The sequence below is a fragment of the Thiospirillum jenense genome (assembly GCF_014145225.1).
Taxonomy (GTDB): Bacteria; Pseudomonadota; Gammaproteobacteria; order Chromatiales; family Chromatiaceae; genus Thiospirillum; species Thiospirillum jenense.
Genome location: NZ_JABVCQ010000022.1, coordinates 23,533 through 39,343, shown reverse-complemented (window position 1 = coordinate 39,343; position 15,811 = coordinate 23,533). Strand labels below are relative to the sequence as shown.

Annotated in this window: 10 protein-coding genes; 7 read left to right on the top strand and 3 right to left on the bottom strand. The window is 51.2% G+C overall.

The genetic code is table 11. From position 1 onward, the window contains the following. Positions 1-18: 18 nt before the first annotated feature. Together recC and HUK38_RS10370 are read right to left on the bottom strand one after the other, a co-directional pair. A complete protein-coding gene (gene recC, locus HUK38_RS10375) occupies positions 19-3,711 on the bottom strand; it encodes an exodeoxyribonuclease V subunit gamma (protein ID WP_202985545.1) in 3,693 nt (1,230 codons plus the stop codon). A gap of 73 nt (positions 3,712-3,784) precedes the next feature. Further along, the gene (locus tag HUK38_RS10370) at positions 3,785-5,401 is read right to left on the bottom strand and encodes a methyl-accepting chemotaxis protein (protein WP_182584257.1); all 1,617 of its coding nucleotides are present in this window, start codon (positions 5,399-5,401) and stop codon (positions 3,785-3,787) included. Between the two features lie 372 nt (positions 5,402-5,773). On the opposite strand from HUK38_RS10370, the gene HUK38_RS10365 reads away from it, so the two are divergent. The 3 genes from HUK38_RS10365 to purU all read left to right on the top strand — a co-directional run bounded on the left by HUK38_RS10365 (position 5,774) and on the right by purU (position 8,732). Further along, positions 5,774-6,505: a flagellar brake protein gene (locus HUK38_RS10365; RefSeq protein ID WP_182584256.1), complete on the top strand. Its 732-nt coding sequence runs from the start codon at positions 5,774-5,776 to the stop codon at positions 6,503-6,505. Positions 6,506-6,658: 153 nt separating this feature from the next. Continuing rightward, positions 6,659-7,795 carry an EAL domain-containing protein gene (locus HUK38_RS10360; RefSeq protein WP_182584255.1) on the top strand — a complete coding sequence of 379 codons (1,137 nt, stop codon included), beginning with the start codon at positions 6,659-6,661 and terminating at the stop codon, positions 7,793-7,795. Between the two features lie 82 nt (positions 7,796-7,877). Further along, the gene (gene purU, locus HUK38_RS10355) at positions 7,878-8,732 is read left to right on the top strand and encodes a formyltetrahydrofolate deformylase (protein WP_182584275.1); all 855 of its coding nucleotides are present in this window, start codon (positions 7,878-7,880) and stop codon (positions 8,730-8,732) included. Positions 8,733-8,812: 80 nt separating this feature from the next. Here purU and HUK38_RS10350 read toward each other — a convergent pair whose 3' ends face one another. After that, complete coding sequence (locus HUK38_RS10350; protein ID WP_182584274.1) at positions 8,813-9,694, bottom strand: polyprenyl synthetase family protein; 882 nt, start codon at positions 9,692-9,694, stop codon at positions 8,813-8,815. Between the two features lie 374 nt (positions 9,695-10,068). Here HUK38_RS10350 and carA point away from each other — a divergent pair, with 374 nt between their 5' ends. From carA to HUK38_RS10330, 4 genes are all read left to right on the top strand, one after another. After that, positions 10,069-11,229 (top strand): glutamine-hydrolyzing carbamoyl-phosphate synthase small subunit, encoded by a 1,161-nt coding sequence (gene carA, locus HUK38_RS10345; protein WP_182584254.1) that lies wholly within the window; start codon positions 10,069-10,071, stop codon positions 11,227-11,229. Between the two features lie 2 nt (positions 11,230-11,231). Next, a complete protein-coding gene (gene carB, locus HUK38_RS10340) occupies positions 11,232-14,438 on the top strand; it encodes a carbamoyl-phosphate synthase large subunit (RefSeq protein ID WP_182584253.1) in 3,207 nt (1,068 codons plus the stop codon). A 123-nt stretch (positions 14,439-14,561) separates the two neighbouring features. Further along, positions 14,562-15,038: a transcription elongation factor GreA gene (gene greA, locus HUK38_RS10335; RefSeq protein WP_182584252.1), complete on the top strand. Its 477-nt coding sequence runs from the start codon at positions 14,562-14,564 to the stop codon at positions 15,036-15,038. Positions 15,039-15,078: 40 nt separating this feature from the next. Further along, positions 15,079-15,411: a DUF2845 domain-containing protein gene (locus tag HUK38_RS10330; RefSeq protein ID WP_182584251.1), complete on the top strand. Its 333-nt coding sequence runs from the start codon at positions 15,079-15,081 to the stop codon at positions 15,409-15,411. The last annotated feature ends 400 nt before the right edge of the window (positions 15,412-15,811 follow it).

The following is a 15,811-nucleotide window of genomic DNA, read 5'->3' as shown; positions in this document are numbered from 1 at the left end:
GAACGTTCAATTCAGCGCTCAGGTGGAATCAGGAAAATACCGCAACAGCGGCGCATACAACCGCGCTGCCCAGGTTGCAAAGTGGCCATCTGACCACAGACCCAACCAATTAGGATAGCAGCGCACCAGATACGAGTCAGTTTTTGCGTCGGCGTCAAAACCACTACTCGCCCATTTCCACGCCTGAGTTGCGGCGAACAATTCAACATCCGCCGTCGGCGTGATCGGCAGTGGCGGCGTATCACCAGCGCGCAACCAGCCCATCGCACTGTTGACCGTCACCGGCAGCGGCTCGTGCATTCCCGTCCACCAGTCAGCCAACACCGCCTGCAACTGCGCCGCCGCCGCGTCCGCCGGCAGTGGTTCAAACCGCTTCTCACCCGCCGGCGTCAACAACTGCGTCGTCACCGGCTCACCACCCAGCTGCGCGGCCAAATGCAGCAACCACGGCCGCACCGCGTGACGCCAGCGATACTGCTTATTTTTCACCAGATGACTAGCATTTAACAGAATCTGCCCGACGCCGTGCTTACCGTCATACAGCCCCGTCAAACTATCCTCCAGCACCACCACCGGCGCGCTGCCCTCGGCCATGATTGGCAACTCCACCACCAGTCGAATCGTGCGCGAGGGCAGCGGCTGCGGCCAAGTCTGCACCGCCTGCCGCCAGGTTTGATACAACTTAGGCAAATCCGCCACCACGCGCTCGCTGTCGAGCAACCCCTGACTACCCGCCAATAACCGCCCCTGCGCTTGGAACTTGATGATACTCCGTTGCAACTGCTGGTCAAATTGCTCAGGTGTCCACTCGCGCTGGTGCGTGAACAAACTGGTCAACACATCATCCTGCATTTGCCAATTCGCCAGCCCGTCAATTTCAAACGGCTCGACATCGCGCACCGCTCTCATCTCCTCGGGCTTGGCAATTTGCAACCGCTGCGTGACCAGCGCACTCGGCGGGCAGCGCAAAAACTCGATCAATTGGCGGAACGTCACGGTGTGTGACGGATGCCAGGGCGGAAACTGAATCGCGGCCGCCGGCGCGGTGATCGGCGGAGACGGGGCGTGAATTTGCCGCCACTCATGCGTGTAGGTGAACAACGGCGGTGGGCGGTGCGGATCAAAATACTGGCGACTGAACGGCTGCAACGGGTGAACGGTGGTTAGCGCCTCCAGTAACGCGGCACTCGGCGGCCGCGGACTGTCGGGCGTAAACGGGACGGGATCAGTCACCAAGCGCCAGCCGGCCGCTAAATGATCGCGCAGTTGCCCCACCAGTACCGACGGCGGGCGCTCGCTGTTATCGCGGATGTCGCGCCCGACCCAACTGATAACCAGCCGCTCGCGGGCCGACAGCAGCGCCTCTAAAAACAAATAGCGGTCATCCTCCCGCCGTGACCGATCCCCCGGGCGATACGCCTGCGCCATCAAATCGAAATCGAGCGGCGGCCGCTTGCGCGGGTAGTCGCCATCGTTCATGCCGAGTAACCAGATTTGGCGGAACGGAATCGCCCGCATCGGCATCAACGTTGCAAAATTGACCGCGCCGGCTAAAAACCGCTGGCTCAAGGTCGGCTCATCCAGCGCCGACAACAGCGCCTCGCGCACCACCGTCACCGGCATTTGATCGGCGTGACTGCCGCCGAGTTGACACTGTTCCAACCAATCGGTCAGCGCCTGCTGCACCCGCCGCAGCGCCGTCTCGTCCGCATCGCTCGTGGCAACAAAGCAGTCGTCCACCAACTGCGTCAGCCGCGCCGCCCACTCGGCTGGCGTGGCGGGTTGCTGCAACAGCGTCCAATAATTCTCCAACGTATCAAGCAGTTGCGCCAAATGCCCCAGCAACGCCGCCTCCAATCCACCGATGGACGGGTACGGCTCGATGCCCTGCCACGCGCCCTGATCGCCCACCGCCATGCCCAGCAACAGGCGATTTAAGCCAAATTCCCAGGTGTGCTGCCCGGCCAAATCAGCGGCGCGGCGGGCGTTGGGATCAAGGCTGACCTGCTGGCGCTGCGCGGCATTCAAGCCCCAGCGGATATTCGCGCCGTCAATCCATTGATGCAGACGCGGTAAGTCATTGTCAGTTATCGCAAATCGCTCGCGCACGGCGGGGATGTCGAGCAAATCGAATAATTCACTCACGGCAAAGCGCGACTGCGGTAATTTTAATAAACTTTCTAATGCAATTAATAATGGATTGCGGTGGCGCTGGGTTTGATCGGTAATATGAAACGGCAAATAACGCGGATCATCAAATGCAAATCGCCCGAATACCGCTTCAATATGCGGCGCGTAGATTTCAATATTCGGCACCATCACCAAAATATCACGCGGGTGCAGCGGGTTCATTGCCGTTGCATTCGGCGCTGGATTAGTTTGATTAGATGATTGCGCGGCGGAATTGGCGTACTCTTCAAAGGTCGCCAATAATTGATCGTGCAGAATTTCAATTTCGCGCTGCGGGCTGTGCGCAATTAAAAACTGGAGGCTGTGATCGGTGGCCGGATCAACCGTGCTATTCAACGCCTGCCGCTCGTGCAATGGACGCAATTGCAAAATATCATCTTGCAATTGGTGTAATAAACACGCTTGCCCGGGCGATTCAAACCAATCAATTTTCAAATCATCTGCATTAAATTGCGGGCGGTATTCATCGGGTTGATCGTATTCATCTAATAACCGAATGTAATCCCGCCCTTGTTTACCCCACGCCGCGAGTAATGGCTGACCGTGCAGGTGTAATTCATTTTCGTTAATCTCCACCGGCACCTTGCGCGCTTGAATACGGCGATAATGAAAACGGAATAAATCCCGCCCTTCGATAATATCGCCCCAATAATGCTGACTGGGATTGTGGACAAATAACAAAACTTGGGTTAACTGTTTAATCGCGTGCAAGACTTCGAGCGTTTGACGCGGCAATGATGATAAACCAAAGACTATGACACGGCGCGGCAAATCCATTGGGCGAGTCGCGGGCGTGTATTGCTTGATTTGTTGAATAAACGCGGTGTGAATTTGCGCACGACTAAAGCGATGGCACGGCGGGGCATTCGGCGGCAATTCCAATTGCGGATCATTATTAATCTCATCAATTAAACAGCGCCACAATAGCGGTTGCCAGCGGTGTTCATTGCCCAGCGGCTGCCGAGTGCCATTCGCCAGAATAATGACATCTTCGCCGCGCTGCCAATGATCTAACCAATCGGCACGATAGATTTGATATTGATCGTATAAATCCGCCAAGCGTTCGGCTAATTGATAGCGCCGCCGCGCTGTGTCATCCGCCGTGTGATGATGAATAAAACTGGTCAGGGGCGCGATGTCGGTCGCGGTCGCCATTAAACGCTGTTGTAATGCCGGCAGGTCAGTTAATAAATGATACAGTCGCCAAGTTAATGGCGTTTTATCAAACGGCGAGAGCGTATCTAATGCACCGAGTACGGCGCGATAGGCGTGCCAAATGAATTGCGCGGGTAATTGCAGTTTTAATGCGGCGGCAATGCCACACCCACCGCTATCATCATCACGCGGCCGAGCGGCCAATGCCAGTTTTAACCATTGCGCAATGCCGTTGCTTTGCACAAGAATCACGTCATTTTCTAATGGCGCCAGCGGGTGACGTTTTAGCCATTCAATCATTAGCCACCGCAGGTTTTCCAGGCGGTTGCTTTGAATTAACATGAAGCCGGTGGTCAAGTCTTGCATGATGAATTGTCAATGAGTTGATTGATCGTGATTTAATAGCGCTGGATAAACGGTCGTTACTAAAAAAACCGCATTAAACACGGAAGCGCCCGACGCGATTTTGTAAATCACCTGCCAGCCGTGCTAATTCACCGCTGGCGGCGGCAATTTCATCAGAACTTTGCGCGATTTGTTCCACACCGCGATCAATATTCAAAACGTTTTGATTGATTTGTACGGCAACGGATGATTGTTGTTCAGCCGCGCTGGCAATTTCCGCCGTCATGCCACTCATTGATCCAACTGCGCCCATAATAGCGCGTAATGAATCACCCGCTTGACTGGCTTTATTCACCGCATCACGCGCTTGACCGCGCCCCTGTTCCATTGCCTGCACCGCACTGGCGGCGCGTGATTGCAAGCGTTCAATAATTTGCCGCACTTCAACGGTTGAGGTTTGCGTACGACTTGCTAATGTGCGCACTTCATCCGCCACCACCGCAAATCCCCGCCCCTGTTCACCCGCTCGCGCCGCTTCAATTGCCGCATTCAACGCTAATAAATTGGTCTGCTCGGCAATGCCGCGAATGACATCCAACACATTGCCGATTTCATCACTATCTAATGATAATTTACCAATTAAATCGGCGGTGCTTTCCACCTGTTTTGCTAATGATTCAATTGCCGTAATCACGCGCACGATCTCTTCGCCACCGGATTTAGCCGCCACATCCGATCCCGCCGTCGCCTGCGCCGCCGCGGCCGCATGATGCGCCACCTGCTGCACACTCGCCGCCATCTGCGCCATCGCCTGCGCCACCTGCGCAATTTCGGCTTGGCGCTCGCGGACTTGTTGACGAGTGTGCGTACTGCTGGCGGATAATTCCTCGGCCGCCGTCGAAAGTTGATTGGAGGCGCCCGTCACCTGCTTGACCAGCGCGTGGATGCGGTCGGCAAAGTGATTGAATGCCTGCGCCAGTGCACCGAATTCGTCTGGTACGCCCGAGATCAAGCGCTGGGTCAAGTCACCGTCACCGCTGGCAATCGCTTGCAACCGCTCGGTGGCGGCGTTGACCGGCAGCACAATGGCACGTTTTAAGCCCGCGCCCACGCCTATTGCCATCAAAAAAGCGATCAGGGTGCCGATCACCAGTGACCAGCGGGCGACGTTGGCGACCTGACCGGCATCGGTTAAGACTTGGTTTTGCTCGGCTTGTAAAATGCGGCTCAGTTCCGCCAGCAAATCGCGCACCTGCTCCAAAGCCGGCAGTGTATCGGTGCGGTAAAACGCCACCGCCTGCGCATGATCGCCCGCCTGCAACGTTGTTAGGACTTGTTTGGCTGACTCGTGCAAGCGGCGGTGTGGCGCTTCGATGGCAGCGAAAGTGCGGCGGAAGTCCGGCGAGGCGTTGGGTAAATCGCTACTTTCAGCAAATTGTTGATACCAGCGGCCAAAATCGCACTTGAGCGGATCAAGTGCGCCGTCAAACCGCTCACCTAATAACAACGCATTGCCCAGGTGATTAATCCAGACCAAATGATCCACCTCCTTGTGCGCTTGAAATAATGCCTGTTCAAAATGATGGCGGGCTAATAACTGTGCCGTCACGATGCGTTCAATTCCGAACCAGCCGACAATGCCAACGCCAATCACAAATAGCAATGCAATGGCAAATGCCAAACCTAATTTACGTCCAATGGTTAATAGCATAACCTACCTCGAATAATCACCCGGTCAAATTGCGTTGGTGCCGCCAATGACAGACCGCTGCAGTGTTGTTGTGTTCGGGAGTATTTTATCGGGTTGATTAGCGATTTTGACAAGACGGGTGATTATAAAGCCGATTGCTGCTGCGAACGCCACACCGCCGCTTTGAAGCGCTCGCTCGCAGTTATCATGGTCAGCGGCAGTTTTTCGTTCGACAACCGATAATGTTAAAGTGATACACCCAACGGCGGTGGTAGGGCAGATACGCGCAATCACCGTGTCCAAACATGTCAAAGATTGACACCGCCGCGCCTTTTACCTGCGTATCGCTTACCACCAACCCGACACCGCCAGCGCGTTTTTTGATATAACTTTATGCAAGCAGAAGAGCAAATCACTAAAATTGACACGCCTCGCGCTATTGCCAAGATTCTCACCCGCCATTTTCAAAGTCGCGGTAAATTCACGTTATTAACGTTATCTGGCGATGTGCGCGGCGAAACTGCAATTGTTGCGAACGATCCCGATGCGCGGTATCTATTAGTGGATACGCTACCAAAATCCATTGCTAGAACAATTGAAACTGCCCGCTGTATTCAAGTACGCGGCGCGATTGGTTCACTCTACACCTGGTTTGAATGTGATGATTTACAAGTCATTGAAGAAGGGCTAGATCGCTATTATGAAATTCCCTATCCAGCTGAATTGTTTCAATTACAACGGCGCAATGCGTTTCGGGTTGGTTTACCAACACGCACCCCCGCGAGTATGCGTGGTCGCGCCTCCAATCCCAATCTTGATACCGACATTGCATTTTTTGGGAGAATAGACAACATTTCCGCCACCGGTATTGGAATTATTTTGAATCAATCTTTAGCGGCGCTAATGCCGGTGGGCACCATTATTTTTGAAGGTCATATTGTCATTGAAGATCATCTAAACATCATTTTAGATGCCGAAGTGCGCAATAACCGCCCGATCAATGACCATGAATCTGTGATTGGCATGGAGTTTTCAGTGGTAAGTCCGTCAGACGCCCTTACCATTGCTCGCGCCGTCTTGGATGTTCAGCGGGCTATTCGAATGGATGAAGATAACTTGCTGTAAACAAATTCTGTGCTTGAATTGGGTATCCTTGATGATTAATACAACATCCGCCCGACATGAGTGAATGCCACTTAATCGTTTTTATCATTAAAATCGCCGGGGTCATGTCAAATAAAATGCACTACACTGACCCGCAACAGGAGCAAACTATCCATGAGTGTCACGGCACAACAGATGACCGCCGCTTTATCAGAAGGTGCTTGGTATCTTGAAGGACGTAGTCCAGACGGCAAAACCTGGTTAGTTCATTTAAGTCATTTACCATTCTGTATTGGGCGGCGCGAAGAATGTGATTTATGTTTAGCCTCGCCAGATATTTCACGCCAACATGCCGAAATCTTTAGCCCAGATGAGCAAACATTAGTGGTGCGTGAATTTGGCAGCACCAATGGCACTTACGTCAATCGCCAACGCGTTCATGGCGATCAACAATTAAAAAGCGGTGACGTGCTGCATTTCGGTTCGCAAGAATTTCGCATTGCCTGCCGTCAAAATGAACAGCAAGCCTCACCCAGTACGCGCCATAATCAACAGGACACGGTTATTGCCGCCGCCATTCCCGGGTTTGGGTTTTTTACATCGCATCGCAGCTTTGATGATTTATTAGAAAAGCGCGCTGTCCTGGCCTATTTTCAACCGTTAATTCGCAGCCAAGATGACAGTGTATTTGGCTATGAATTATTAGGTCGCGGTAATTTTGAAGGCTTACCACCCAGCCCCGGCCCTCTATTTGAAATTGCCGCTTCACTTGGCCGACAAATCGAATTATCTACCCTTTTTCGAGATATTGGTATTGCCCAAGCCCGCGTCCTACCCGCCGGACAACAGGTGTTTTTCAATACGGTACCCGAAGAAACAAAGATTAAGTTTTTAAGCCACGACTTGCCCAAGTTACGCGCATTAGCCCCTGATTTAGCCATGACAATGGAAGTACATGAAGCGGCCGTGACCGATATTAAAACTATGCGGCAAGTCCGCGACCTATTAAAAGATTTAAATATCGGATTAGCCTATGATGATTTTGGCGCCGGTCAAGCCCGCCTCCTGGAATTGATCGAAGTACCACCAGATGTTTTGAAATTCGATATTGCTTTAATTCGTAACATTCACGAGCGACCACCTAAATCACGGCAAGTCATTGCAACATTGGTGAATATGGCGCGTGATCTTGGGATTAAAAGTCTGGCCGAAGGCACCGAAATTAAAGAAGAAGTAGAAGTCTGCCGTGAATTGGGTTTTGATTATTTTCAAGGCTATTATTTTGGCAAACCCGCCCCTAATTTCGTTTAACCAAATACCGTGTGAATCATTGAAAATACCTATGGCGTCGCAGCACCGCCACGAATTAACTCCGCCGCATCATTTACCCGTTATGGAACGCAGTTACCGCCTCGTGATTTCCTGCCCCGATGAGGTTGGAATAGTCGCAGCCGTCAGTGCGTTCATTGCCCAACATGGCGGGTGGATTACTGAAGCCCATCATTATACCGACCCCGGTAGCCAATGGTTTTTTATGCGTTATGTCGTGCGGGCGCAGTCATTACCATTCCCGCCTGCCGAATTCAGAACACGGTTTGAACCAATTGCAATGCGCTTTGGAATGCAATGGTACATTACCGACAGTGGCATGAATCGGCGCGTGGTGTTAATGGCGAGTAAACAAGCGCATTGTTTATCGGATTTACTGTACCGGTGGCGCAGCGGTGAATTGCAGTTTGATATTCCCTGTGTTTTATCAAATCACGATGATTTGCGCCGTTATGTTGAATGGCACGGCATTCCTTATTTTCATTTACCCGTTGATTCTACTGATAAAGAAGCGCATTTCGTGGCGGTCAGTGACGCTATTGCCAGCGCCCGTGCTGATACAATTGTATTAGCGCGTTATATGCAGATTTTACCCGCCGAATTGTGCCAGCGTTATCCGGCCAGTATTATTAACATTCATCACAGTTTTTTGCCGTCATTTATCGGGGCGCGGCCGTATCATCAAGCCTCAGAACGCGGGGTTAAATTGATTGGCGCCACTTGTCATTATGTCACCAGTGAATTAGATGCCGGACCAATTATTGAACAGGATGTGGTGCGGGTGAATCATCACAATACCGCCGAGGAGATGGTGCGCTTGGGGCGGGATGTGGAGAAAATGGTGTTAGCACGCGGCTTGCGTTATCATTTAGAAGACCGCGTACTCGTGCATGATAATAAAACGATTGTGTTTGCTTAATTAAGTGCTGTCATTCACGTTCCCGCGCTGCTGCGTGGGAACGATCAATTGAATTGCGGCAATCAATTTTTAATACAACTCTATTCAGTAATCACCCACTGCGCCAGCTCGGCGGGTAATAAGCGCCGCATTTCATGTTGAATCAATTGACGCAAGCGGTCAGCACCCGGGCAATGCGGAATACTGGCGCTGGCGGTTTCAACCAGCGTTTTTAAGCGCGCCATCGCCCCATCCAACCCCAAATCAGTGGTGGCACTCGGCCGCTGGTGCGCCACATCCTGCCCAATCGGTTTGCCAATCGCCTCGGGGGTGGACGCCACATCACGAATGTCGTCGGCGACCTGATACGCCAAGCCCAACTGCTCGCCCAACGTGTACCACAATTGCGATGGTTGCCCCGCCGCCGCCGCCCCCGCTTCGGTCGCGGCGGCAAATAACGCCGCCGTTTTTTGGCGGTGATAATCGGTCAATTCGACCCGCGGTTCACATTCCCACGCTTGACCGGCCACGATGCCGTGACTGATCCCGACTGAGCGCCCGACAATTTTGGTCAGCGCCACCAACCGCTCGGGGTGTGACTGGGTGTGATGCGCCAGTTGTTCAAATGCCAGCGTGATTAACCCGTCGCCCACGAGGACGGCCAGTCGTTCACCAAAGGCGTAATGCACCGACGGCTGCCCGCGTCGCGTGGCGGCGTTGTCAAAACACGGCAGATCGTCGTGAACCAGCGAGGCGCAGTGCAGCAATTCGAGCGACACGGCCGCAGCAGTGCTAATGGCGGGCGCATCGTCACCACAGGCGGCAGCGACGGCTAAACACAGGCGCGGGCGGACTCGTCCTCCCCCGGGGAAGACGGCATGACGCACCGCCGCCGCCAGTTGCGGTGGACAATCGCCGGCGCCGGTGGCGGTGCGCAGGGCAGTTTCTAAAGCGGTTTCAATGCGCGTCGTGACATCATCCATCAGCGGTATTTCCCCAAGTGTGAAAAGTAACGAAATCAGTGCAGACGGTGTGAGCGTCGCCGGAGTGCGCGGTAGTTTAATAGAATTCAGGCGTTTAATCACAGATCACCGCGCCGCGCTCGGTCACTGTCAGCCGGTTGCAACTGTTGTTAAAATAATACGCAAGCACGCCGCATCATCACGTTTTAATCCGTCAAATTGCGTGGCCGGTGATCGGTGATAGACAGCAACACCTGTATCCATTACCATTTTCACGGCTCGGTGCCGATCCCATCGTTAATTAACGTGTTGCGTGAATCACCCATTTTATTCGGTACTGCAAACGCCACAGTCAATCAGACGTTTGCCGCTTTTGCTTGCTTTGGAGAAACCCTTTGACGACACCAGCGGTTTTAGTATTAGAAGACGGCGCGATCTTTCGCGGGGTCGCCATTGGCGCAACGGGTGAGCGCGTCGGCGAAGTGGTTTTTAATACCGCCATGACCGGCTATCAAGAAATCCTCACCGACCCGTCGTATTTACGCCAATTAGTCACCCTCACCTACCCGCACATTGGCAACACCGGCGTCACGCCCGAGGACGCCGAATCATCCCAAGTGCAGGCGGCGGGCTTGATTGTGCGCGATTTACCCGCCGTTCACAGCAACTGGCGCAGTCGGCAGTCCTTGCCCGAGTATTTAATCGCGCAAAACGTGGTCGCCATCAGCGAAGTAGATACCCGCCGTTTAACGCGATTATTGCGCGAAAAAGGCGCACAAAACGGCTGTTTGCAGGCGGGAATGCAGTTAGATGAAACTGCCGCGCTTGAGGCCGCCCGCGCATTTCCCGGCTTAAAAGGCATGGACTTGGCACAAATTGCCACAACATCAATGCCTTATACCTGGACGCAGGGCAGTTGGTCACTGGCAACTGGCGACCCGGCCGCGCTGGAATTCACCGATCCACAGCTCAATTTGCACGTTGTCGCCTACGATTTTGGCATCAAACGCGCCATTTTGCGCCAATTGGTGGATCACGGCTGCCGCGTCACCGTCGTCCCCGCCCGCACCTCCGCCGCCGAGGTATTGAATTATCAACCCGACGGCATCTTTTTAAGCAACGGCCCCGGCGATCCCGCCCCGTGTGATTACGCTATTCACGCCATTCAATCATTATTAACCAGCGGCATTCCCGTATTCGGTATTTGCCTCGGTCATCAATTACTCGGATTAGCCTGCGGCGCCCAAACGATTAAAATGAAATTTGGGCATCACGGCGCCAATCATCCCGTTGTTTCATTAGAAAATGGCGCCGTGATGATTAGCAGCCAGAATCACGGTTTTGCGGTTGATGAATCCAGTTTACCCGCCACCGTATTGGCTACGCATCGCTCGTTATTTGATGGTTCATTACAGGGCATTCGCCACCGTGATTACCCGGCGTTTAGTTTTCAAGGCCACCCCGAAGCCAGCCCGGGGCCGCATGATGTCGCCCCTTTATTCACTGCATTTGTCGCCATGATGCGGCAGCGGCAACCACTTGCCAATCAGGATTGACCATGCCTAAACGGAGCGATTTACACAGCATTTTAATTATTGGCGCCGGCCCAATTGTCATTGGTCAAGCCTGCGAGTTTGATTACTCCGGCGCCCAAGCCTGCAAAGCATTACGCGCAGAAGGGTTTCGCGTCATATTAGTCAATAGCAACCCCGCGACTATTATGACCGATCCCGAAATGGCCGATGCCACCTATATTGAACCGGTCAATTGGCGCGTGGTTGAACGCATTATTGAACGCGAGCGCCCCGATGCCATTTTGCCCACAATGGGCGGCCAAACAGCATTAAATTGTGCATTAGATTTAGCCCGCGAAGGCGTATTAGAGCGCTATCAAGTCGAATTGATCGGCGCCTCGCGCACGGCAATTGATAAAGCCGAAGATCGGGATTTATTTCGCCAAGCAATGCGGCGCATTGGATTAGACGTGCCGCGCTCGGCGGTGGCGCATAGTTTAGAAGAAGCGATTCAAGTTCAACCGCAAATTGGCTTCCCGTCCATTATTCGCCCGTCATTTACACTCGGCGGCAGCGGCGGTGGCATTGCCTATAATGCCGAAGAGTTTGAAGAGATTTGCCGGCGCGGATTAGATTTATCACCGACCAAAGAATTGTTAATTGAAGAATCGGTGTTGGGTTGGAAAGAATTTGAAATGGAGGTGGTGCGCGATTCTAAAGATAATTGCATCATCGTCTGCTCGATTGAAAACTTCGATCCAATGGGTGTGCATACCGGCGATTCAATTACCGTCGCCCCGGCGCAGACTTTGACGGATAAAGAATATCAATTGATGCGCGATGCGTCTATTCGCGTATTGCGTGAAATTGGCGTGGATACCGGCGGTTCTAATGTGCAATTTGCCATTAACCCAGCCGATGGGCGGATGATTGTAATTGAAATGAATCCGCGTGTGTCACGTTCATCAGCATTGGCATCCAAAGCAACCGGTTTTCCAATTGCGAAGGTCGCGGCTAAATTGGCGGTTGGCTATACGTTGGATGAATTATTAAATGAAATTACCGGCGGCGCCACGCCCGCTTCATTTGAACCAACAATTGATTATGTCGTCACTAAAATCCCGCGGTTTGCCTTTGAAAAATTCCCGCTGGCCGATGCGCGGTTAACCACGCAAATGAAATCAGTTGGCGAAGTGATGGCAATTGGCCGCACCTTCCAGGAATCATTACAAAAAGCGCTGTGTAGTTTAGAAACGGATAAAGATGGTTTAACCAACGTATTAAATTTGGCGGCACCGGAATCAATTAGTTATTTGCGTAATGAAATCGCCCAGCCCAGTGGTGAGCGATTATTGTATTTGGCTGACGGCTTGCGCGCTGGCATTACGCCCGAAGAAATTCAGGAATTGTCCGGTATTGATCCCTGGTTTATTGCGCAGATTGAAGAATTAGTTGCTATTGAACATGAGATTAAAGTTCAGGGCTTTTCTGCCCTGAATGCGGCGCGATTATACGCATTAAAACGTAAAGGATTTTCGGATCGGCGCCTTGCCAGTTTAATTGGCATTTCTGAACAGGAAATCCGCACTCATCGCCATGCGCTCGGTATTCGCCCGGTATTCAAACGGGTTGATACCTGCGCTGCTGAATTCGCCGCGAGTACCGCGTATTTGTATTCAACCTATGAAGAAGAATGCGAAGCCGCCCCCACTACTGCGAAAAAAGTGATGGTATTGGGCGGCGGGCCAAATCGTATTGGGCAGGGAATTGAGTTTGATTATTGCTGCGTTCATGCCGCGTTTGCATTGCGCGATGATGGCTATGAAACCATTATGGTTAATTGCAATCCCGAAACCGTCTCAACCGATTATGACACCTCGGATCGGCTTTATTTTGAACCATTAACCCTGGAAAATGTGCTTGAAATCGTGGCAATTGAACAGCCCTATGGGGTGATTGTTCAATACGGTGGACAGACGCCATTAAAACTCGCCCGCGCATTAGAAGCAGCGGGCGTTCCAATTATTGGCACGTCACCAGATGCGATTGATTTAGCGGAAGATCGGGAGCGGTTTCAGCAATTGATTCACCAATTGAATTTGCGTCAACCACCGAATGCAACGGCGCGCAGTGAGGCTGAAGCATTAGCGGCTGCGGCGGCAATTGGTTATCCATTAGTGGTGCGCCCATCGTATGTATTGGGTGGCCGCGCAATGGAATTGGTGTATGATGAACAGGAATTACGGCGCTATATTCGCACGGCGGTTAGTGTTTCAAATGACGCACCAGTATTATTAGATCGCTTTTTAGATGCCGCAATTGAAATTGATGTTGATGCCGTGTGCGATGGAGAACAGGTGTTAATTGGCGGTGTGATGGAACACATTGAACAAGCTGGCGTTCATTCGGGTGATTCGGCCTGTTCACTGCCGCCTTACACGCTATCTGATGCTATTCAAAACCGCCTCCGTCAACAAATGACTCAATTGGCATTGGCATTAGGTGTGCGCGGTTTAATGAATGCACAATTTGCACTCAAAGGCGACGATATTTATATTTTAGAAGTCAATCCACGCGCTTCGCGGACTATTCCATTTGTCTCTAAAGCAATTGGAGTTCCATTAGCAAAGGTCGGCGCACGGTGTATGGTTGGATGCAGTTTAGCAATGCAAAACTTGCAACAGACAATACACCCTAAACGGTTTTTTGTAAAAGAAGCGGTCTTCCCATTTATTAAATTTCCGGGCGTAGATACGGTATTGGGACCGGAAATGAAATCCACCGGCGAAGTCATGGGCATTGGCGAAACTTTCGGTGAAGCCTTTGGTAAAGCCGTCGAGGGCGCAGGAACACGATTACCGCGTCCCGGTAAAGCATTATTGAGTGTGCGTGAAGCAGATAAAACCCGTTTAATTCAAGTAGCACACGAATTGATTGCACTGGGATTTCGGCTGTATGCCACACACGGCAGTGCATTCGTCATACGCGCTGCGGGTATTGAATGCGAGCGCGTGAATAAAGTCAAAGAAGGGCGCCCGCACATCGTTGACATGATTAAAAATAATGAGATTAGTTTTGTCGTGAATACGACTGAAGGTGCGCAAGCCATTGCCGATTCAGCCGAAATACGGCGCGTTGCATTACAACGTAAAGTGAGCTATACCACAACAATTGCCGGCGCCGAAGCAACCTGTTTGGCACTCAAGCAAGCAGGGATATTAGCAATTAACCGTTTGCAAGATTTGTATTAATTTATTGTTGATACAAATCATAAAATAGCGGCCACAACTTACTGCCAGTCCGCGTTGTTTGTATTTGGGTATTGAAAAAAGCGCGTCATGGTAGGATAGTTAATTTAATAGGACTACACTTTAATGAATAAAGTTCCTTTAACAGTACGGGGCGCAGAGCAATTACGCGCCGAATTAGAACGGCTCAAACGTATCGAACGTCCCCGAATTATTGAAGCAATTTCTGAAGCACGAGCGCATGGTGATTTGAAAGAAAATGCTGAATATCATGCGGCACGAGAGCAGCAAAGTTTTGTTGAAGGACGCATTCAAGAATTGGAATCAAAGTTGGCGCACGCTGAGGTGATTGATGTCACTAAATTGGCGGCGAATGGCAAAGTGGTATTTGGTGCAACGGTGAATGTGCTTGAAACCGAAACCAATGAAGAACACACTTTTTTAATTGTTGGTGATGATGAAGCTGATATTAAACAGGGACGCATTTCAATCAGTTCGCCAATTGCTCGCGCATTGATTGGCAAACAACAGGATGACATTGTGGTTGTCGCTGCCCCAGGTGGTTCGCGTGAATTTGAGATTTTAGCAATACGCTATGTTTAATGTTGTCAATGTTCAACGCTAAATAACGTTGCGGCTGCTCATGCGTCAAATAAGCATGTTTTTAATAGCACTGGGATTAATGGCGAATAGTCTCAGTGCGTATGGTTTGCGCTGCGCTAATCATTTAGTCGATATTGGTGATTCCAGTAGTCGGCTCATTCAGTATTGCGGACAACCGCTTCAGATTGGGCGGTTTAATGAGCGAATACCAATACGCACCTATGATCGTTTTCGTGATGAACATATCGTGGAATACGTTAATGAACCGTATGAAATTTGGACGTATAATTTCGGTTCACAACGTTTTTTGATGCACATCACTATACGCGGCGGCGTCGTGACGGAGATTGAATCTGACGGATATGGTTATTGAGGATGACTATACAAAGCAGCTGTTTTATTAATTATAATAAGACGGCTTTGTTAAACATCACAGCGATGTTTGTTCCAACAGATTGCGGTTTTGCTCATAAAAAAAGCGCGGCAGTGCCGCGCTTAAAAAATTACCACCAAAGGAGGATGGAGGAGTGCACCAAAGATCGCAGTGATCTTCAGTACATAACCATTTTCTAAAATACCGATAGACTTGTCAAGGGGTAAAAACAAAATTGTTTCTTTAATTTTAGCAATGGACAATCGGACACCATCAATATCAGGCTAACTGTTTGATTTATATCAGATTAGATAATGACATTAAATCCAAAAAACCGACGATTACGGCGTTGTGCTGTGTTTAATCAGTTGCCAAAATGATACTGCTGCGCCTCGATTTT